The sequence below is a fragment of the Thermus kawarayensis JCM 12314 genome (assembly GCF_055393575.1).
Map to the genome: position 1 here is coordinate 152,394 of NZ_AP043757.1, position 18,706 is coordinate 171,099.

The following is an 18,706-nucleotide window of genomic DNA, read 5'->3' on the forward strand; positions in this document are numbered from 1 at the left end:
TTAGCCCTACGCCGTAGCCCGTTCAAGGTCAGGTGGTCGGCTACGATCATAGGGGGATGACACAGCAAGAAAGGTCATCACACGGGAGGCAGGGTGAAAGTGTCTAAGTTTGGGGGGCTGATACTGTCTTGAGCGTCAAGCCACCCCCTGGGCCCACCGACCGGCGTAGTACTCCCTGAGCCTCCCCATCATCCGCCTGAGGAGCTTGTGGGCCACGGCCACCAAGGCCTGCTTCTTCCTCTTTCCCCGCGAAAGCAGGCGGTGGTAGAAGGCCCGCATCTCCGGGTCATGCCGCACCGCCACCAGGGCCCCCATGTAAAGCTTCCGCCGCAAGAGAGGAGGTCCTTTCCTGGAGAGCCGGCTCCTCTCCACGCTCTTCCCCGACTCCTCCCGCTCGGGAATGAGCCCCGCGTAGGAGGCCGCCGCCTTCGCCCGGCCCCAGAGCTCCGGGGGCAGGAGGGCCAGCACCGCCGCCGCCACCTGGGGCCCCACCCCGGGCAGGCCCATCAGCACCTCCGCCTCAGGGAGGGTGGCCAGGAGGGCCTGGATCCTGGCCTCCACCTCCCCAAGGAGCCCCCTCACGCAGGCCAGCTCCCTCTGGAGGAGGGCGAGGACCCCCTCACTCCCCGCCCACTCCACCGCCTCCATCTGGTTCAGGATGGCCCGCTCCCGCCCGGCTAAGTCCTCCCGGTAGCCCACCAGGGCCCTGAGCTCCCAGAGGGCTTCTGGGGGGAGGGTGTAGGCCCGGAGCTCGGCGTGGTAGACCTGGGCGTAGCGGGCGAGGAGGAGGGCGTCGTGGCCGTCCGTCTTGTTGCGTTCTCCCTTAGCCTTGCGGAAGGCGGCCAGGTGGTAGGGGTTGACCAGGGCCACCTGGAGGCCCTTCTCCACCAGGAGCTTGAGGAGAGGGAGGTGGTAGGCGCCGGTGGGCTCCAGGGCCACCCAGACGGGGTGGAGGTGGGCGAGGGCGGCGAGGAGGGCTTGGCGGCCTTCAGGGGTGTTGGGGAAGCGGAGGCGGGTGGGCTTGGCGGTGCCGGAGGCCAGGGCCAGGTCCAGGTGGGGCTTGCTGACGTCAATGCCTGCGCAGAGCATGGTCTTTCTCCTTTGGGTAGACTGAGGGAGGTGGCCACCCGACCCTGTGGGCCTTCCATGTGGATGCGGTCTTTCACGACCGGGATACTGTGCGGCGGGGAGGCCAGGGCGGGTGGCTACCCATCAGCCCCGCGGGCGTGGTGGCCCGGTGATCAGAGCGGTAGGGCCTACCTCAGGAGGCAAGATACATGGATCACCCATCTGGCCTTGGGGTTGGTGGCCTATAGGCTCATTGAGTGTCAGCGAGAGCGGCTGAAGTTGAGTTTCTGCCAATGCCGACGGAGACTCATCGCGGGTAAGCTGAGCCTGGATTTGAGCCCCCTGTTACCGGTGCAAGTGGAGGCCGCGTAAGTCCAGCTCAAAGAAGAGTACCAGGGGTTGGTTGAGGGCGCGGTAGAGGGTGTCGTGGATTCCCTAGCGGGGAAGCAGCTTCATCGGGCCTCCCTAGTCACCGGCTGCTCTCCCGTAGGGAAACATCTTGAGGCCCATTCTTTGGGAACCATAAGCAGGGCGTAAGTCCGGTATATGAGGACAGCTTGGGTTAATCTGTGGGCGTGCACATGCGCGCAGGTGAATTGACCTTCACTGGCCCCCATACCTTCTTTAAGGCCCCCTACCTTCCCCTCGAGGCCACCTGGGAGGCCGACGTGGCCCTCTTGGGCCTACCCTACGACTTCGCCGTGGGCTTTCGGCCAGGCGCCCGCTTCGCCCCGAGCGCCATCCGGGAGGCCAGCGCCCGCTACGCCTTCCATCCAGAGGAGGGCCTTTTCGACCCCGAGCGGGGTCCGCGCCTCCGCGAGGTCCGGGTGGTGGACGCCGGGGACGTGGACCCGGCCCAGCTGGAGTACCAGGAAAGCTTTCGCCGCATCACCGAGGCCGCCCGGGCTCTCCGGAGCAGGGTTCGCCTCCCCGTCTTCGTGGGGGGGGACCACTCCATCACCCTGCCGGTCCTGCGCGCCTACGCGGGCGAACCCCTCTATGTCGTCCAGTTGGACGCCCACTTAGACTTCAGCGACCAGCGCCACGGAACCCGCTACTCCAACTCCAGCCCCTTCCGCAGGGCGGTGGAGGAACTCCCGGGCCTCCAGGGCATCACCTGCATCGGCCTCCGCGGCCTTCGCGTGAGCCCCGAGGCTTACCGGGCGGCCAAGGAGCGGGGCCACGTCCTGGTGTCGGCCCAGGAGGTCCGCCGGAACGTGGAGGCGGTAAAACCGCTTTTGCCCCGGGGCCAACGGGTCTACGTGAGCGTAGACGTGGACGTGCTCGACCCCGCCCTACTTCCTGGGACCAGTAGCCCCGAGGTGGAGGGGTTGAGCTACGGCGAGACCCTGGCCCTCCTCGAAGGGGTGATAGAGCGGAACGAGCTTATCGGTGTGGACCTGGTCGAGCTGGCCCCCAACCTGGACCCCACCGGCCTTTCCTCCTTGGTGGCCGCCCGCCTTCTGGCCGAGGTCCTCGCCCTCTGGTGGGCCAGGGCCTCAGGCTAAGGGGCCCACCGCTGCCTCTACCCGGGCTAGGAGGTCGCCGCTGAAAAGCAGGGCGTGGACCCTGGCGTGGTCCGGGGCCAGGAAGCGATCTTCCGTGAGGGGCGGGATTGCGTCCCGCAGGGCCTGGCGGGCCGCCTCCACCCCCCTTCCCGCCCGGAGGGGTCGGTGGTACTCCAAGGCTTCCAGGGCTACCCGGACCTCTATGGCCAGCACGTGGCGCAGGTTCTCCAGGACCATGCGGGCGTGGCGGGCAGCCGTGGTACCCATGGAAACGTGGTCCTCCTGGTTGGCGCTGGTGGGGATGGAGTCCACGCTGGCCGGGTGGGCCAGCACCTTGTTTTCGGAGACCAGGCTGGCTGCGGTGTACTGGCTGATCATGAGGCCAGAGTGGAGCCCTCCCTGGGCCGCCAGGAAGGCGGGCAGGCCGGAGAAGGCCGGGTCCAGCATCTTCTCCGTCCGCCGCTCGCTGATGCTGGCCAGCTCCGCCAGGGCTATCTTGGCGTAGTCCATGGCCAGGGCCACAGGCTGCCCGTGGAAGTTGCCCGCGGAGAGCACCAGGTCCTCCTCCGGGAAGAGGAGGGGGTTGTCCGTTACGGCGTTGGCCTCCCGGAGCAGCACCTCCAAGGCGTGCTCCAGCGCATCGCGGCTAGCACCGTGGACTTGCGGGGCAGCGCGGAAGCTGTAGGGGTCTTGGACCTTAGGGCAGTTCTCGTGGGAGCGCATGATCTCGCTGCCCTGGCAAAGCTTTAGCACGTTCTCCCCCACGCGCGCCGCTCCGGGGTGGGGGCGCAGGCGGAACACCTGGGGAAAGAAGGGCCGCAGCGAGCCCTTGATGGCCTCTAGGCTCATGGCTAGGGCCACGTCCGCCACCTTGATCGCGCTCAAGCCATCGGCCAGGGTCAAAAGCCCAAGGGCAGTCATGGCCTGGGTGCCGTTGATGAGGGCCAGCCCCTCTTTGGCCTCCAGCCCGATGGGAGAGAGTCCTGCTCGGCGAAAAGCTTCCCCGCCAGGGAGGACCTCTCCGGCGTACTCGGCGAACCCCTCCCCGAGGAGGGGAAGGGCCAGGTGGGCCAGGGGTGCCAGGTCCCCGCTGGCCCCCACCGAGCCCTGGGCAGGAACCACAGGGTGAACCCCCCGGTTCAGCATCTCCAGGAGGAGCTCCACCACCTCGGGGCGCACCCCGCTGTTCCCCAGGGCCAGGCTCTGGGCCCTTAGGAGAAGCATGGCTCGGACCACGTCCTGGGGCAGATTTTCCCCGACCCCCATGGCGTGGGAGAGGAGGAGGTTACGTTGCAAGGAGCGGGCCTCTGAGGGGGGGATCCGCACCTGGGCCAGGCGGCCGAAGCCCGTGGTGACGCCGTAGACCCTCCGCCCCTCCCGCAGGAGGCGCTCCACGTAGGCCCGGCACCGCTCCAGCCGCTCCCGCGCCCCTTGGGCCAGCCCCACGGTCCGTCCGTCCCGGGCCACGGCGATGATGCTCCCCAGGTTCAGGGGCTCGCCCACTAGAACCATACCCGCTCCCCTCCGATGTAGACGGCGAGGGGCGGATGCTCGCCGAAGCGGTAGATGGGATCCAGGGGCGGCGCCTCGAGGGCCACAAAATCGGCCATGGCCCCGGGCTCGAGCCTTCCCAGCTCCGGACGGCCTAGGGCCAGGGCAGCGTGAGTGGTGTGGGCTACCAAGGCCTCTTCCGCACCCAACCCTACCACGTGCACCGCCAGGGCCATGGTGAGCCAGGGGTTGAGGAGGGGACTCGTCCCCGGGTTGTGGTCGCTGGCCAGCGCCACCCTCACCCCGGCCTGGCGCAGAAGAACGGCTTGGGGAAGGGGTTTTTTCAGGGAGAGCGCAGCCCCGGGCAGGAGGACCGCCACCACCCCCGCCTCTGCCAAGGAGGAGAGATCCTCCAGCGTGGCCATCTCCAGGTGGTCTGCGGAAAGCGCCCGTAGGCGTGCGGCCAGCTGGGAGGCCCCGGTCCGGGCGATCTGTTCCGCGTGGAGCCTCACCCCAAGGCCGTAGCCCTTCGCGCTGGTCAAAAGGACCTCTGCCTCCTCCACGGTGAAGGCTCCCTGGTCGCAGAACACATCGGCCATGAGGGCCAGGTGCTCCCGGGCCACCTGGGGTAGAACCTCCTCCACCAGCGCCCGCACGTAGGCCTTCCGCGCCCACCCTCGGGGCACCGCGTGGGCCAGCAGGGTGGCGAAGACCCGCTGCGGCACCCTCTCCTTTAGTCGGCGGATGAGCCTGAGGAGCCGCAGCTCCGCCTCGGGCTCCAGCCCGTAGCCGCTCTTGATCTCCAGGGAGGTTACCCCGTGGGCCAAGAGGCTCCTGGCCCGCGCCTGGGCCGAGGACAAGAGCGCCTCATCTTCGGCTTGAACCGTGGCCCGGACGGTCTCGTAGATGCCTCCCCCAGCCTGGAGGATGGCCTCGTAGGGCTCGCCCCGCGAACGGCGCAGGAACTCCTCGTAGCGGTCGCCCGCGTAGATCAGGTGGGTGTGGGGGTCCACCAAGCCCGGGACCACGCTGGCCCCGGCGAGGTCCTCCTGGGGCCAGGAGGCGAAGGCCTCGGGAAGCTCGCCCTCCGGCCCCACCCAGGCCACCCGCCCCTCCCGCACGACCAGGGCCGCCTCCCGGTAGCGGGCGAAGGGGGAAAGAAGCTCGCGGATGCCCCGGAACACCTTCACGGCTCTTCCCAACCGCAGAGGTCTACCCCGCGCTCCCTGGCGATCCGCTTGGCCTTCTCGTAGCCGGCATGGGCGTGGCGCATGATCCCGGTTCCGGGGTCGTTGGTGAGGACCCGCTCCAAGCGGAAGGCGGCCTCCTCACTGCCGTCGGCCACCACCACTTGGCCTGCATGCAAGCTATAGCCCATGCCCACACCTCCCCCGTGGTGGAAGCTCACCCATCCGGCCCCGGAAACGGCATTGAGGGCGAAGTTGAGGAGGGGCCAGTCCGCGATGGCATCCGATCCGTCCCGCATGGCCTCGGTCTCGCGGAAGGGGCTGGCCACACTCCCAGCGTCTAAGTGATCCCGGCCGATGACAATGGGAGCCTTGAGTTCCCCCTTCCGCACCATCTCGTTAAACCGGAGCCCCGCCCTATCCCGTTCCCCGTACCCCAGCCAGCAGATGCGGGCTGGGAGCCCCTGGAAACGGAACCGCTTAACCCCTTCCGTGAGCCACCGCTTCAGGCCCTCGTCCTCCGGAAACAGCTCCAGTACGGCCCGGTCGGTCCGGTAGATGTCCTCGGGGTCGCCGGAAAGGGCCACCCAGCGAAAAGGCCCCTTGCCCTCGCAGAAGAGATCCCGAATAAAGGCAGGAACAAAGCCCGGATAGCTGAAGGCATCGGCGAAGCCTCCCAACTTGGCCATCGCCCTCAGGTTGTTGCCGTAATTGAAGGCCACCGCTCCCCGGCGCTGCATCTCCACGATGGCCTGGCAGTGGCGGGCCATGGCCTCGAGGGCCCGGGCCTTGTACCCCTCGGGATCTTTCTGCCGCAGCTCCCCGGGGTCCTCATCGGGCTTCAGGGGCGGGACGTACCCGTAGAGGGGATCGTGGGCTGAGGTCTGGTCTGTGACCAAGTCGGGAGTGAAGCCCAGGCGGACCATCTCCGGCAGCACTTCGGCAGCGTTTCCCAAAAGGCCGATGGAAAGGGCCCTACCCTGTCTCCGCGCCTCCTCTGCCCAACGGAGGGCTTCCTCAAGATTGGCCGTCCAGGTGTCCAGGTACCCCGTGTCCAGGCGGCGGCGGATTCGCTCGGGGTCTACCTCCACGATGATGGCCACACCCTCGTTTAGGGTTACGGCCAAAGGTTGGGCCCCCCCCATCCCTCCCAGGCCAGCAGTCACGGTCACGGTGCCGCGCAGGCTGCCCCCAAAGTGCTTTCGCGCTGCCGCCAGGAATGTCTCGTAAGTGCCTTGCAGGATGCCCTGGGTGCCGATATAGATCCAGCTTCCCGCCGTCATCTGGCCGTACATGAGGAGGCCCTGCCTCTCCAGCTCATCGAAGACCTCCCACGTAGCCCAGCGCGGGACCAGGTTAGAGTTGGCGATGATCACCCGTGGAGCCAGCTCGTGGGTGCGAAAAACCCCCACGGCCCGACCCGACTGCACCAGAAGGGTTTCGTCGTTCTCCAGGCGGTCCAAGACGCGAACGATGCGGTTGAAATCCTCCCAGCTCCGGGCCGCCTTTCCCCGCCCCCCGTACACGATGAGCTCCTCAGGCTTCTCGGCGACCTCCGGATCCAGGTTGTTCATCAGCATCCGCTTGGCCGCTTCCTGAATCCAGCCTTTAGCTGTACGGACACTACCTCTTGGCGCGCGCACCAACCGACTCATACGTCACCCTCCTATGTACGCTTCCAAAACCCGCGGATGCCGCCTCAGCTCCACCGCAGGCCCCTGGAGGACCACTCGGCCCAACTCCAGGACATAGCCGCGTTGGGCGTACACCAGTGCCTTGCGGGCGTTCTGCTCCACCATGAGGATGCCCATCCCCTCCCGATGAAGGTAGGCCAGGGTGGCGAAGACCTGGGCTACCATTTTGGGCATCAGCCCCCAGGAGGGCTCGTCCACGAGCAGCAACCTCGGCCGGGGCACCAGCGCCCTCCCCAAGGCCAAAAGCTGTTGCTCCCCCCCGGAAAGGGTTCCCGCCAGCTGCCAGCGCCGCTCAGCCAGCAGGGGAAGGATGGCGTAGACCCAGCCCAGCCCTTCCTGGAGGGCCTGCCTGCCCAGGCGGTAACCGCCCAGCCGGAGGTTCTCCTCCACCGTGAGATCGGCGAAGATACCGCGCCCCTCGGGCACATAGCCGATGCCTAGGGCGCTCCGGTGCCAGGGGGGAAGGCGATCCAGGCGCATCCCCTGCCAGAGGATCTTCCCCGAGGTTTGCGCCAGGCCCATGACCCCTCGCAGGAGGGAGGTCTTCCCCGCCCCGTTGGCACCGATCACCGCCACCCACTCTCCAGGAGCCACCTGAAGGTCCACGCCGCCCACGGCTTGGACCATCCCGTATTGCACGGAAACACCCTCAAGCTGGAGCATCCTCTTCCCCTAAATACACCTGGATCACACGGGGATCCGAGCGCACGGCATCGGGCCCACCCTGGGCGATGACCGTACCCCGGTCCAGCACCAGGGCCCGGTCGCAGACCGGCAGGGCCAGGTGGACATGGTGTTCCACCAAGATCACGGCGATGCGCCCTCTTAAGGCGGTTACCACCCCCAGCACCTCCTCCGCTTCCTTGAAGGTAAGGCCCGCCAGCGGCTCGTCCAAGAGCAGAACCTTGGGTTCCAGGGCCAGGGCCCGGGCCACCTCCAGCCGCTTCAAAACCCCTAGCGGCACCTGGGATACGTTCCTATGGGCGAAGTCTGCGATCCCCACCTGATCGAGCAGGGCCAGGGCCTTGGCCTGCCGCTCCCGGGTCGCCAGCCTGCCGAGGGGCAGGAGCCTGCGGAAGCTGTCCCTGGCCAAGGCCACCAGGACATTCTCCAAGGCGGTCAGGGAGCGGAAAGGCTGGACGATCTGGAAGGTCCTGGCGAGGCCTAGCTGAGCGCGCCGGTAAGCGGGCAGGTGGGTGACCTCACGCCCCTCCAGGTAGACCTGGCCTTCCGAGGGGGGGATGGCCCCCGCCAGAAGGTTGAAGAGAGTGGTCTTACCTGCGCCGTTCGGGCCGAAAAGGCCCAAGACCTCCCCTTGGCGGACCTGGATGTCCACCCGGTGTACCGCGACGAGCCCCCCGAACCTCCGGGTCAGGCCACGTCCTTCGAGCACGGTCACGAGACCCTCCCCAAGATCCCCTGGGGGCGGTAGCGCATGACCAAGGCTAGGAGGAGGCCGTAAAGGACGGCCTGGTAGTCGTGAACGAAGGCGAAGGCTTGCGCAAAGCCCCCGAGGAGGAAGGCGCCGAGAATGGGTCCCCAGAGACCGCCCATTCCGCCCACCACCAGCATGGCCATCAGCGTTACGGAAAGCGGAAACCCAAAGTCTTCGGGTCGGAGGGTGCCAATGTAGGCCGCATAGAACACACCGGCCACCCCGGCCAGGGCGGTGGACAAGGCAAACGCCACCAGCTTGAACCGGGCCACGCTAAGGCCAAGCGCTTCGGCTGCCACTTCCGAGTCGCGCAAGGCCACGAGGGCGTAGCCGCTCTCCGAGTTTCGGACCCGTTCGTGAATGAAGACGGCGAGACCGAAGGTGGCCAGAAGGGCCAGCACGTAGGTGCTTGGCGCCAGGCCTCGCGGGATGCCGCTTAAGCCGTAGGCTCCACCGAAGTAAGGGGTATAGAGGAAGGCCGCCACCACGGCGAAGTTGAAGGCGATGGTGGCGATGGCCAAGTAGTCCCCCCGCAGACGGAGGCTGACCGCTCCCAGCACCAAGCCCAGGGCCGTGGCGGCCACCGCGCCGGCCGCAAGGGCTAAGAGGAAGGGGGCCCCCGCCTTCAGCAGGGTACCCCCCACATAGGCCCCGATCCCGAAGAAGGCCGCGTGCCCCAGGTTGACCTGACCGGCGAGCCCGACCACCAGGTTAAGGGAAAGGGTAAGGAGGGCATAGATCAGCAGGAGCTGGAGGATGGTCGCCACGTACATGCCCGCACCTCCCTTATCGCCGTGACCGGCTGAAGAGCCCTTGGGGCCGAAAGAGGAGCACCAGGATCAGGGCTACGAAGGCCACGCCCTCCGGCGGAAAGCGGTGGCCCAGATAGGCCACCGCCAGTGACTCCAAAAGACCCAGGAGAAGGGCGGCAGCCACCGTGCCCCAGAGGTTCCCCAGCCCACCCAGGACCACAATGGCCAGGCCCTTGTAGGCCAGCACGGCCCCCATGGTGGGGTAGACCTGGTTGTAGTAGGCGCCCACCAGCACCCCTGCCAAGCCCGCCAGGAGCGAGGCGGCCAAAAAGGCCAAGCGGCTCATCAGGGGAAGGTCCACGCCCAAGGCGGCCGCAGTCGGGGCGTCCTGAGCCATAGCCCGCCAGCCCAGGCCCAAGCGGGTCTGCTCCACGAGGAAGTAGACCCCGAGCAGGAGGACCGCCGTTGCCCCCACCACGACCAGCTGGGGTGTGGTGAGCATGCCTACCACGGGGGTGGGGGCTAGGGCGGGAAGGCTTTGCTGGTAGGGTCCGAAGAGGATGCGCAGGAGATCACCCACGGCCAGGAAAAGACCTATGGAGCCGATGAGGGCCACGTGGGGGGGGCGGGACAAGAGGGGCCGGTAGAACCACGTCTCCAGAAAGAGGCCGAGGAAGGCTGCCGTCACAGCGCCCGTGCCCAGGGCCAGCCCGAAGCTCCCCGTCTTTTGGAAGGCCCACCACCCAGCGTACGCCCCTACCGCGTAAACCCCCGCATGGGCCACGTGGAGCACCCGGAGAAGGCCGTAGACCAGCGTGAGTCCCAGGGCCGTTAGCGCATAGATGGAGCCCACCGCCAGCCCATCGCCCAAGAGAGCCGTCAGCGTGAAAAGGTCCAAGGTTCCCCCTTAGGGTTTCAGGAGGGTCAGGTCGGTTACGTTGAGGAAGCGGCGGAACTGACCGTTTTTGACCACCTGAACGGTGGCCGACTTGACGGGGTCGCCCTGGCTGGTGAAGAAGAAGATCTTGCCCACGGTGGTCTCAAGGTTGATAAGCCCCAGGAGCCCGCGACGGAGGGCCGGCCCGTCCAAGCCTCCGGCTCGCTGTACCGCCTGGGCCATCACCTTCAAAGCCGCGTACCCAGAGGCCCCTACCATATCCGCGGGGAGACCTGTCCGCTCCTGGTACTTGCGAAGAAAGCCCCGGACCTCGGGGCTCTGGTTGTCCCGGTCCAGGGTGGTGGTGATGTACACCCCTTCAGCTGCCGGGCCTGCCAGCTCGATGAACTTGGGCGAGTCGTAGCCCTCCTGCCCGATGATCGGGATGTCCAGCCCGAGGGACCTGGCCTGGCGCACCAGGTTGGCGGCCTCGGCGTAGTAACCGCTGGCATAGAGGGCCTGGGCACCGCTGGCCTTGAGTCGGGCAAGAAGAGGGGAGAAGTTCTGGTTCCCAGGGGGGTACACCTCGCTGAAGACCACCTCGAGGCCCAGCTTGGCCGCCTGGTCCCTAAACCCCTGCTCCAGGGAGCGGCCGAAGTCGTTCTGGATGCTCAGGACGGCCACCCGCTTGGCCCCCAGGCGATGGGCCAGAAACGCCCCCACACGTCCCTGAACGGGCCCGAGCAGGCCCATGCGAAAGGCGTAAGGTTTCCCGTTGGTGATGTCAGGATGCACCGCGTAAGCCGCGATGAAGGGCACCTGGGCCTCGTTGGCCACCGGGCTCGCGGCCAGACTCGCTCCGCTGTAGGACCCGCCGATAATAAAGGCCACCTTGTCCAGCTCGATCAGCCGCCGAACAAAGTTCACCGCCAGGCGGGGGTCGGCCTGATCGTCGTAGACCACCAACTCGATCTTGCGCCCGAGAAGGCCCCCGGAGGCGTTGATTTCCTCGGCGGCAATCTGAATCCCCGAGAGGACACTCTTCCCGTCCGCCGCCGCCGGACCCGAGAGGGGCGCGAGCACCCCCACCTTGATCCCCTGGGCCAACGCCGCGCCCAAAAGCCAGAACAGCACGAACCCAACTCGCCTCATTCCTGCACCTCCCTTTGGGGGGAAAAGACATCCTCAAAGTAGTACCGGTCCCCCCTCATCCGGTACTCAACCCAGGTAACGGGTGTGTCGAAGGTGAAGGTCACCCGTTCCAGCCGAAAGCCGGGGGTTCGGTTGGGAACGCCCAGAAGCCGGGCCACCCGGCCCCTGAGGGAGGTGGCCTCGAGGCGCTGCCAGACTTGGGTAAGGGGCAGGTTAAGGTTACGAACGAGAATCTCGTGGATGGACTCCGCCTCGAGATCGTGCTCGAGGATGCTACTGCAAAGGTCCGTCCGCAGGTAGCGGACCTCCAGTATCACGGGGTCATCGTTAAGGAAGCGGAGCCGCTCGATGCGGATGGTGTCCGAGGTGCCCAGTCGTTCCTGTACAGTGGCCGGAGGCTTGGCCGGCCCAGCCGCCAGGAGGCGGGTGGAGGGTCGGGCCCCCACGCTCTCTGCAAAACGGTAGAAAGGGCGGACACGGAAAAACCCCTGTCCAAAACGCAACTCCGCGAGGCGGCTACGGCGGCCCCTGCCCCGCTCCAACCAGCCTTCCGCGGCCAGCTCCTCCAAAGCCCTACGGGCGGTCATGCGGCTAACGGAGAAGCGCCAGGCGAGGGCCTCTTCCGAAGGGAGTTCGCCGTTGAGCTTGCCCGCTCTGATCTCCCTAAGCAATGCCTCCTTGACCTCCACGTACTTGTGCGCCATGATCCGTTTAGTTGTATATACAACACCACAGGCCACCCCCGCCTGTCAAGTCCTTGGGGCTTGCCTCTGCACCCCCCGGTCCGAATGGTGCACCTCGGGGCATCCCTCCCTAAGGGCCATCTCCAGCACCGCGAGAGCAAGCCCCTGGAACAGCCTCGGCCCCAGGGCCACCCCCAGGATCTTGCGGGTGTGGAGGTCCATCACCACCGCCAGATAGGCCACACCCTCCCCCAGGACCACGTAGCTCAGGTCCGCCACCCACACCTGGTGGAAGCCGGTCACCTCAAGCCCCAGCAGAAGGTTGGGCACCCCCTCCGGGAGAAGCTCTTGCGGGAGAGTGGTCCTGGGCTTGAGGGGCTTCCGGGTAAGGAGCAGGCCTTCCCTCCGCATCAGGGAGCGCACCCGCTTCTCCCCCACCCCGAAGCCCTCCCCCCGCAAGAGGGCGGTGAGGCGCCGGTAGCCGTACCGGGGCCAGGCCCCCGCCAGCTCCCGCAAGCGGCCTCGGAAGACCGCCTCCTCGGGAGGGGGGTCCTGGGGCCGGTAGTAGAGGGTGCTCCGGGGCACCCCAAGGGCCCGGCACAGCAGGCGGAGGGGGTAGGGCCCTCACCAGCTCCCGCCTTTCCTTTGCCGGTAGAGTCCCGAGGCTTTTTTTAGGACCTCCAGCTCCAGGGCCATCTGGCCGACCAAGCGTTCCAGTTCGCCGACGCGGGCCTCTTGTTCTGCGCAGCTATGGGAGAAGGCGGCATGGGCGTTATCCAAGAATTCCCGTTGCCACCTGTAGAGTACGGACTCTGCGACCTCGTGAGCTCGGCAGGCTTCGGCCACGGTCCTTTGACCCGACAAGACCTCCAACACAATTTTTACCTTTTCCTTCGCTGACCACCTGCGCATCTCGCTACCCCTTCAGGCTACACCCCTCGGTCTCTCTCTTGGGGTGGTCCAAATTTGGGGCAGCACTTCAGCCATACTTACCGTCCACTCCCAGAAAGGGAGCCACGTGAAGTTCCTTAGGAAAGGGCTGGACGGCCTTCGCAGGGTCATCGTCTCTGCCCGCCGGGAGGCCAGGGGAGCCAACCCGCGCGAAGACGCTTGTCTTTGCCAAAAGGAAGCCCTCTCAGGTATCGGTCTCCAAGCGCAATCCACTTGGGTCAACGTCAAGCTCGCGCAGGCTGGGATCGGGGGTAGTTCTTCAATAACTCCCCTCGCATAGCCAGAGGGGAAGCCGAGGAAACTCCCCCACCTCCCCCGTTAAGATTTTTGTAAGCCCCCCTGGGGAGGATGGGGATAAGGATCCCAGGGGTCCCGGAAAGGAGGCGGCGCATGAGCGGCAAGCGGCTCTGGTTTGTGGCGGGCCTCGCCCTCCTCCTCGCGGCCTGCAGCGGACAGACGGGCAACACCGGCGGTGGCGGCTCTAACCCCTCCTTCACCCTCTCCCTCTCCCCCACCACCCTCACGGTGCAGCAGGGGTCTAGCGGCACCACCACCCTCACCCTCACCCCGCAGAACGGCTTCACGGGGCTGACCCAGCCCCCCAAACTTAGACACTTTCACCCTGCCTCCCGTGTGATGTCCTGCGTGCTTTGCCCTAGCGCCTCCTCCATCACCTCCTTTGGCGTCCGATAACCGAGCCCCGAGTGCAACCGGCTCTCGTGGTAGTAGCGTAGGCGCTCCTTCACCACCTCCTTTAGCTCCCCAAGGCTTCTGGCCTCCAAAAACTGGTCTCCCCCCTCCCCCTTGAACCGGGCAAAAAAGCTCTCCACCACAGGGTTGCCCTTAGCCCCCATCAGGCTGTAGGAAAGCCTCTGCCCGTCCTTCAGCAGCAGCGTCCCCACCCAGTCGTGGCTCAGGAAAGGACCCCCCTGGTCGTGGTGCACCAGGGCCCTGGGGAGCCTCCCCACCTGGGCCTGGAGAAAGGCCTTGGCCTCCTCCCACGCCTCCAGAGCCAGCTCCGCCGAAGGGGACGGGCCCAGGCCGAAGGCCACCACCGTCCGCGTCCTGTGGTCCAAGATGGGTACGAACCAGGCCTTCCCTCCCCGGTAGGGCAGGAGGGTGAAGTCGGTGTACAGGAGCTCGAAGGGCTCAGGCTCCCTTTGCTTCAGCAGAAAACCCCGGAGGTCGGCCTTGTCCCCCGCCAGGAGCACAATCTGCAGCAGGGGGTTGGGCTTGGGCCTCCGGACAGCGCGCTTCAGGGAGAGGTGGAAGTCCTGCAGTAGGCGGTGAATCCGTTTGTGGTTGACCGGGATTCCCTTCCTGTGGAGCTCCTCGGTGACCCGGCGGTAGCCGTACTCGGGGTGCTCCAGCAGGATCTCTTCAATGGCCCTCTTGAGGCGGAGTTCCTCTTCCTCCCTCTTCCTGTCCGCCTCCACCTTCTGCTTCCGGTAGTAGTACCAGGTGGCCCGGGGGATCTCCAGGGCACTGAGGACGATGGGCAGGGGAGCCAGACCCTGGGCCAGCGCCTCGCGGGCCAGGTTGATGCGCTCGCCCAGGGTCATCCGCTTTACCTCCCCTGCCCTAGGAAGTTTTTTAGGAGGGCGATCTCCACTTCCTTCTTGCCGATGAGCTGCTCCAGGTCGCGGATCTTCTTCTCCAACTCCTTTTCCTGGGTCTCGTTGGAGAAGATGGTGGCCCCCTTTTCCATGAGCTCCGCCTTCCACTTCACGATGGTGTTGGGGTGGACGTTGTAGATGCGGGCGAGTTCCACCAGGCTCTTCTCCCCCTTGACGGCCTCCAGAGCGGCCTGAAACTTAACCTGTGGGGGTACCGCTTTGGGCTTCTTCATCCTGACCTCCCAGATGGGGTTATCCTACATCAAAATTAGCGTCTAGTCTAGGGGGTCCACATCCCCCCCCGTGAGCCCCCCCACCCTGCTTCCCCTCCCCTGGGGCGCGAGGCGCACCTCCCCCTCCACGGCGAAGGGCAGGGTGAAGCGGTAAAGCGTGCCCACGAAGAACCTCTGGTAGTAGGAGCCCCGCCTAGTCCGGACCTTGCGGTAGAGGGCAATGTCCGAGGCCCGGAAGGGGATCCCCTCCACCTTCCCCTCCACCAGGTCCTCGGCCTCGTAGCGGTCGGGGGAGGGAAAGAACCCCGAGGCCAGGGCCTCCTCCAGCGGGAAGCCCGCCAGGGGCTCGTAGCGGAAGCCCATGGCCTCCACCAGGGGAGCTACCAGGGCCCGTTTGGCCTGGGCCTTGTAGGCCGCCGGGAGGATGTAGATCCCCGTGAGGGCCAAGGAGGACAGGAAGAAGAGCGGCCCCCTCCCCGCTTCCCAGAGGAGAGCCCCGAGGGAAAGGACCGCCGTCAGGAGAATGAGGAGGTCTGAGAAGAGGAGGGCCCGCCTCCTCCCGCTTTCCAGAGCCTCGAGCCCCATCCCCTACCCCCGGAAGAGCTCCTCCAGGTCGGGCCTCTCCCGCTCCTCCTCGGGGAGGGTGAAGACGGGCCTGCGCTTCAGGCCCATGGCCCTGGCGAAGAGGAGGAAGGGAACCTGCTCCAGGGCGTTGTTGTAGTCCGTCACCGCCTGGTTGTAGAAGCGCCTGGCGGCGGCGATGGAATCTTCCACTTCGGTGAGGGCGGCCTGGAGCTGGAGGAAGTTCTCGCTCGCCTTGAGGTCGGGGTAGGCCTCGGCCCGGAGGCGGAGGGCGGCGAGGGCCCGGGAGAGCTCCCCCTCGAGGCGGAAGGCCTCCTCCCCCACCGCCCCCTCCAGGCGCTCCCTCAAGGCCACGAGCCTCTCCAGGAGCTCCCGCTCGTGGGCCATGTACCGCTTCACCGCCTCCACCAGGTTGGGGATGAGGTCCCGGCGCTTCTTGAGCTGGACCTCTATGCTTCCGAAGGCGTTCTCCACCTGGTTCTTGCGGGCCACCACGGTATTGTAGGCCCAGGCGAGGAAGAGGAAGAGGACGGCCAAAAAGAGAAGGGCAAACAGGCTCATGGTCTTTACTTCCATGCTTACTATACCTAGAAGCGAGGGCGAGTTGATAAGAAATCCCCCTGATCCATGTCCCTCAGCATCCTCCCGGCCACCAGTGAAAGAGGGTATGGCTCCGAATCAGGCCCGGCTGGGTCTGCAGGTAGGCGCAATGGGCCTCCACCTCTTCCCAAAACTCCTCCTCCGAATCCGGGCCCTGCCCCGGAAGCTTAACGTTCCTCCAGCACTTCGCCCCCCAGTTGCTTGAGCGTTTCCCGCACCTTGTTCTCTAGAGTGGCTTGGGAGATCCCCCTTGAAGAGCGAGCCCTAAGGTCTATCAGAAGCTCTATCTCGGCACCTTCCCCCTGCAAGGGGATCAACACCCCGCGCAGGAAGTCGGAAAGCCTGTTCCAGGGGAGGCGGACCTTGAGCGCATAATCCCGCACCCGTTCCGCTTCATCGCCCATGTCCACAAGGGAGTCCCCGGTAGCCCTCGTTCCAGAAGTCCCTACGGTGTATGTCCCCGCGTCAGAAGCGCTCCCGAGCGAAGAAGCGCCCTCGGCGCCACCCCCAGCCGCGTTGGGCGTTCCACCAGAAGGAAGGGCCTCCTTGCGGACGAGGACCGCATCCTCCCAAGCGACCCCGAGCACGGGCTCCTGGAAATGGTGGCGCCCGCCCACCCGCAGGCCAAACGTCCCCTCCTCTACCCCCTTCCGCACTGCCTCCTCGAGGACCTCCCAACCCTTCAGGACCGGAAGGTGGGGGTAGCGCAGGAAAGCCTCGTACACCTCCGAGAGGGGCTTCTCCATTTCTCCCTGGGCCAGGGCCGAAAGCAGGTGCCGGGGGGCGATGCGTTCCAGGAGGAGTTCCCGGGCCTTCAGGTAGTCGTAGACCCGCTTGGCCAGGGTGGCTGCCTCCCCCACGGTGGGGATGCCCATGTCGTAGGTTTCCGGCCCCTGCCGCCCGGGCTTCGTCAAGCGGCGGTACGCCATGAGGAGCTTCTGGGTGAGCCCCCCATCGGCATCCCGAAGGAGCTCGTCCAGGCGGCGGCGGTTCTCCTCGGAAAGCTGAGCGTAAAGGGTGCGGTCGTCGCGGACGGACCGCAGGGCTAGGTAGCGCCGCACCGAGCGGTGAAGGTCCCCTAGGCTGTTGGGGTCGGGCGAGAGGAGGAAGAGGGTGTTCCTGTAGGTGCGGAAGGTGGTGCCCGCCTTCTCCAGAAGCTCCTCGGCGAGCCCCCCGGAGGGCTCCGGGAGGACGGCGAGCTTGAGCTCCTTGGTATCGGGCACGTCCTCCGGGGAATGGGGCTCGAGGTAGACCCTAAGCTCCCGCCCGGCAAGCCTCTCAAGCCGCTCCCTTAGCGCCTGCCTGACGTGTTCGGGGTCAACGGCGCTCTCGCGCTCCACCACGATGCGGTTGAGGTTGGGCTGGCTGGAGAAGTAGTAAAGACCGGAGGCCTCGTGCAGGTACCAGAGGAGGTCCCGCAGGCGCCCTAGGGTGTCACCCACCAGGGGGGGCGGAACCTCGGGGTGCAGGGAGGCGAGCCGGAGCTCAGCGGGGCCTGCCCCCTTGCGCTCGCCGCCGCTGAAGGAATAGAGGAAGATGGCCGTGGCGAGCCCAGAGGCCACCTGGAAGCGGGCGTACTCCGAGCCCATCTCCCGGTCCAGGCGCTGGGCCTTGGCCTCCCCCTGCGGGTCGGCGATGTCGGCGGCGATCACGCTGTCAAACTCGCTTCCGATGTGCTTCACCAGCTCTCGCCGGACGCTCGGGTTCGCCAGGTTGACGTGGGCCGGGTGGATCAGGGGGGCCGGGTGTTGGCGGCCGTAGAGGTCGGCCACGATCTCCGCCAAAAGGCGCAGCACCCCCCGCGTCCGCTGGAAGGTGGGGAGGGTTCCCCACCGCTCGTAGAGCGCGTCTATGAGCTCGGGATGGAAGGGGTAGGCCCTTCGCAGGCGCTCGCGGTAGGCCGGGTCGCGGGCCTCGTCGGGCACCTCGGCCCCCAGGCGGCGATAGAGCTCAAAGTAGCCCTCGGCCACCCTCCGGACCGCCTCCTCATCCCGGATTCCCTCAAAGAGGCGCGTGCGGATGACGTTGTAGATCTCCCAGCCCTTGACGGGCTCGTAGACCGCCTCCAACCGCCCGGCGATCCGCTGGAGCTGGAGGAGGGCCCGCTCCCCCTCCTCGCCGTAGGGGGCGCTGGAGGGAATGGTCATGACCAGGGCCACCCGGGGCGCCACCTTGACCGCCTCGGTGAGCTCCTGGAAGAAGGCGAGCACCTGGGTCTGGTAGGCCCGCCCCCCCTCGAGGCTCCCCCCCGCCCTGTGCAGGGCCTGGGGGTCCACGGTGCGGGCCACGTACTCCGCCACCTCGTCCATGAGGATGAGGACCGGGCCGCCCACCACCCTGAAGAGCTCGTGCAACTTCTCCTTGCCAGGGGCCTTCTGGGCTTTGTCATGCTCTTCTAAAAGGCCGTAGTGGCCGAGCTGGGAGGCGAGTTCCCCCCAAGGGGTGCGGCCCTTCAGGGGGTCTGCGGCGGTGCCTACGAAGACGGCCACCTGGGCCTCCGGGATCTCCTCCACGCCCGCCTCCTCGAGGACCCGGGCGTAGAGCTCCGTCCCCCTCGCCTCCCCGCTCGAGCGGAAGAGGTGGTAGAGGGCCACGAGGCTGTGGGTCTTCCCCCCGCCGAAGGGGGTCTGGATCTGGACCACGGGCTCGCCCCCCTTCTCCCCGGAAAGCCGCCGCACCATGGCCCCGAGGAGCCTGACCATCCCCTCGGTGGGGTAGGTCTTGCGGAAGAAGGTCGGGGGGTCGCGGTACTCCAGGGGCCCGCGGCCCGCCTGCACATCGGCCAGGTCCGCCGCGAAGGCGGACTCGTCAAACCTGCCCCGGCGGATGTCCTCGTGGGGCACTGCCACTTCTCGCCACGCCGGAAGCGCCATTATG

The 18,706-nt window shown here is 66.8% G+C and carries 16 protein-coding genes and 2 pseudogenes; 2 read left to right on the plus strand and 16 right to left on the minus strand.

Annotation, left to right across the window (positions count from 1 at the left end; genetic code table 11):
- Positions 1-135: 135 nt before the first annotated feature.
- A complete protein-coding gene (locus ACZ5RK_RS12020) occupies positions 136-1,089 on the minus strand; it encodes an IS110 family transposase (protein WP_464910218.1) in 954 nt (317 codons plus the stop codon).
- Positions 1,090-1,284: 195 nt separating this feature from the next.
- Between ACZ5RK_RS12020 and ACZ5RK_RS12025 the strand changes: the two are divergent.
- Positions 1,285-1,440 (plus strand): annotated as a pseudogene (locus tag ACZ5RK_RS12025) (IS701 family transposase); the annotation flags it as partial.
- A gap of 209 nt (positions 1,441-1,649) precedes the next feature.
- A complete protein-coding gene (gene speB / locus ACZ5RK_RS12030) occupies positions 1,650-2,576 on the plus strand; it encodes an agmatinase (RefSeq protein WP_464910219.1) in 927 nt (308 codons plus the stop codon).
- Here the strand turns inward: speB and hutH are convergent.
- The 15 genes and pseudogenes from hutH to ACZ5RK_RS12105 all read right to left on the minus strand — a co-directional run bounded on the left by hutH (position 2,568) and on the right by ACZ5RK_RS12105 (position 18,702).
- Positions 2,568-4,088, minus strand: a complete 1,521-nt coding sequence (gene hutH, locus ACZ5RK_RS12035; RefSeq protein ID WP_464910220.1) for a histidine ammonia-lyase — start codon at positions 4,086-4,088, stop codon at positions 2,568-2,570. The genes speB and hutH overlap by 9 nt on opposite strands.
- Positions 4,079-5,257 carry an imidazolonepropionase gene (gene hutI / locus ACZ5RK_RS12040; protein ID WP_464910221.1) on the minus strand — a complete coding sequence of 393 codons (1,179 nt, stop codon included), beginning with the start codon at positions 5,255-5,257 and terminating at the stop codon, positions 4,079-4,081. The genes hutH and hutI overlap by 10 nt, the downstream gene beginning before the upstream one ends.
- Positions 5,254-6,909 carry a urocanate hydratase gene (hutU, locus tag ACZ5RK_RS12045; protein WP_464910222.1) on the minus strand — a complete coding sequence of 552 codons (1,656 nt, stop codon included), beginning with the start codon at positions 6,907-6,909 and terminating at the stop codon, positions 5,254-5,256. Before hutU ends, hutI begins: the two co-directional genes overlap by 4 nt.
- 3 nt (positions 6,910-6,912) lie before the next feature.
- Positions 6,913-7,611 (minus strand): ABC transporter ATP-binding protein, encoded by a 699-nt coding sequence (locus ACZ5RK_RS12050; protein ID WP_464910223.1) that lies wholly within the window; start codon positions 7,609-7,611, stop codon positions 6,913-6,915.
- Positions 7,598-8,347, minus strand: a complete 750-nt coding sequence (locus tag ACZ5RK_RS12055) for an ABC transporter ATP-binding protein (RefSeq protein WP_464910224.1) — start codon at positions 8,345-8,347, stop codon at positions 7,598-7,600. The genes ACZ5RK_RS12050 and ACZ5RK_RS12055 overlap by 14 nt, the downstream gene beginning before the upstream one ends.
- The gene (locus ACZ5RK_RS12060; RefSeq protein ID WP_464910225.1) at positions 8,344-9,156 is read right to left on the minus strand and encodes a branched-chain amino acid ABC transporter permease; all 813 of its coding nucleotides are present in this window, start codon (positions 9,154-9,156) and stop codon (positions 8,344-8,346) included. Before ACZ5RK_RS12060 ends, ACZ5RK_RS12055 begins: the two co-directional genes overlap by 4 nt.
- A 13-nt stretch (positions 9,157-9,169) precedes the next feature.
- Complete coding sequence (locus ACZ5RK_RS12065; protein WP_464910226.1) at positions 9,170-10,033, minus strand: branched-chain amino acid ABC transporter permease; 864 nt, start codon at positions 10,031-10,033, stop codon at positions 9,170-9,172.
- Positions 10,034-10,042: 9 nt separating this feature from the next.
- Positions 10,043-11,164 (minus strand): ABC transporter substrate-binding protein, encoded by a 1,122-nt coding sequence (locus ACZ5RK_RS12070; RefSeq protein WP_464910227.1) that lies wholly within the window; start codon positions 11,162-11,164, stop codon positions 10,043-10,045.
- On the minus strand, positions 11,161-11,868 hold the full coding sequence (locus tag ACZ5RK_RS12075) for a GntR family transcriptional regulator (RefSeq protein WP_054647232.1): 708 nt from the start codon (positions 11,866-11,868) through the stop codon (positions 11,161-11,163). Before ACZ5RK_RS12075 ends, ACZ5RK_RS12070 begins: the two co-directional genes overlap by 4 nt.
- Before the next feature lie 66 nt (positions 11,869-11,934).
- Positions 11,935-12,759: pseudogene (locus tag ACZ5RK_RS12080) on the minus strand (IS3 family transposase); the annotation flags it as partial.
- Positions 12,760-13,415: 656 nt separating this feature from the next.
- Positions 13,416-14,360 (minus strand): IS3 family transposase, encoded by a 945-nt coding sequence (locus ACZ5RK_RS12085; protein ID WP_464910228.1) that lies wholly within the window; start codon positions 14,358-14,360, stop codon positions 13,416-13,418.
- Positions 14,361-14,365: 5 nt separating this feature from the next.
- Positions 14,366-14,647: a transposase gene (locus ACZ5RK_RS12090; RefSeq protein ID WP_464910229.1), complete on the minus strand. Its 282-nt coding sequence runs from the start codon at positions 14,645-14,647 to the stop codon at positions 14,366-14,368.
- 42 nt (positions 14,648-14,689) lie between these two features.
- Positions 14,690-15,232, minus strand: coding sequence for a hypothetical protein (locus ACZ5RK_RS12095; protein ID WP_464910230.1), 543 nt, complete (start codon positions 15,230-15,232; stop codon positions 14,690-14,692).
- 3 nt (positions 15,233-15,235) lie between these two features.
- Positions 15,236-15,790, minus strand: a complete 555-nt coding sequence (locus ACZ5RK_RS12100) for a LemA family protein (protein ID WP_464910231.1) — start codon at positions 15,788-15,790, stop codon at positions 15,236-15,238.
- A gap of 206 nt (positions 15,791-15,996) precedes the next feature.
- Positions 15,997-18,702, minus strand: a complete 2,706-nt coding sequence (locus ACZ5RK_RS12105; RefSeq protein WP_464910232.1) for an ATP-binding protein — start codon at positions 18,700-18,702, stop codon at positions 15,997-15,999.
- Positions 18,703-18,706 lie beyond the last annotated feature (4 nt).

What these genes read in the sequence shown, in the direction of transcription:
- ACZ5RK_RS12020 (WP_464910218.1), bottom strand. Translation starts at nt 1,089, where the DNA reads ATGCTCTGCGCAGGCATTGACGTCAGCAAGCCCCACCTGGACCTGGCC.
- speB (WP_464910219.1), top strand. Translation starts at nt 1,650, where the DNA reads ATGCGCGCAGGTGAATTGACCTTCACTGGCCCCCATACCTTCTTTAAG.
- hutH (WP_464910220.1), bottom strand. Translation starts at nt 4,088, where the DNA reads ATGGTTCTAGTGGGCGAGCCCCTGAACCTGGGGAGCATCATCGCCGTG.
- hutU (WP_464910222.1), bottom strand. Translation starts at nt 6,909, where the DNA reads ATGAGTCGGTTGGTGCGCGCGCCAAGAGGTAGTGTCCGTACAGCTAAA.
- ACZ5RK_RS12050 (WP_464910223.1), bottom strand. Translation starts at nt 7,611, where the DNA reads ATGCTCCAGCTTGAGGGTGTTTCCGTGCAATACGGGATGGTCCAAGCC.
- ACZ5RK_RS12060 (WP_464910225.1), bottom strand. Translation starts at nt 9,156, where the DNA reads ATGTACGTGGCGACCATCCTCCAGCTCCTGCTGATCTATGCCCTCCTT.
- ACZ5RK_RS12070 (WP_464910227.1), bottom strand. Translation starts at nt 11,164, where the DNA reads ATGAGGCGAGTTGGGTTCGTGCTGTTCTGGCTTTTGGGCGCGGCGTTG.
- ACZ5RK_RS12075 (WP_054647232.1), bottom strand. Translation starts at nt 11,868, where the DNA reads ATGGCGCACAAGTACGTGGAGGTCAAGGAGGCATTGCTTAGGGAGATC.
- ACZ5RK_RS12085 (WP_464910228.1), bottom strand. Translation starts at nt 14,360, where the DNA reads ATGACCCTGGGCGAGCGCATCAACCTGGCCCGCGAGGCGCTGGCCCAG.
- ACZ5RK_RS12090 (WP_464910229.1), bottom strand. Translation starts at nt 14,647, where the DNA reads ATGAAGAAGCCCAAAGCGGTACCCCCACAGGTTAAGTTTCAGGCCGCT.
- ACZ5RK_RS12095 (WP_464910230.1), bottom strand. Translation starts at nt 15,232, where the DNA reads ATGGGGCTCGAGGCTCTGGAAAGCGGGAGGAGGCGGGCCCTCCTCTTC.
- ACZ5RK_RS12100 (WP_464910231.1), bottom strand. Translation starts at nt 15,790, where the DNA reads ATGAGCCTGTTTGCCCTTCTCTTTTTGGCCGTCCTCTTCCTCTTCCTC.
- ACZ5RK_RS12105 (WP_464910232.1), bottom strand. Translation starts at nt 18,702, where the DNA reads ATGGCGCTTCCGGCGTGGCGAGAAGTGGCAGTGCCCCACGAGGACATC.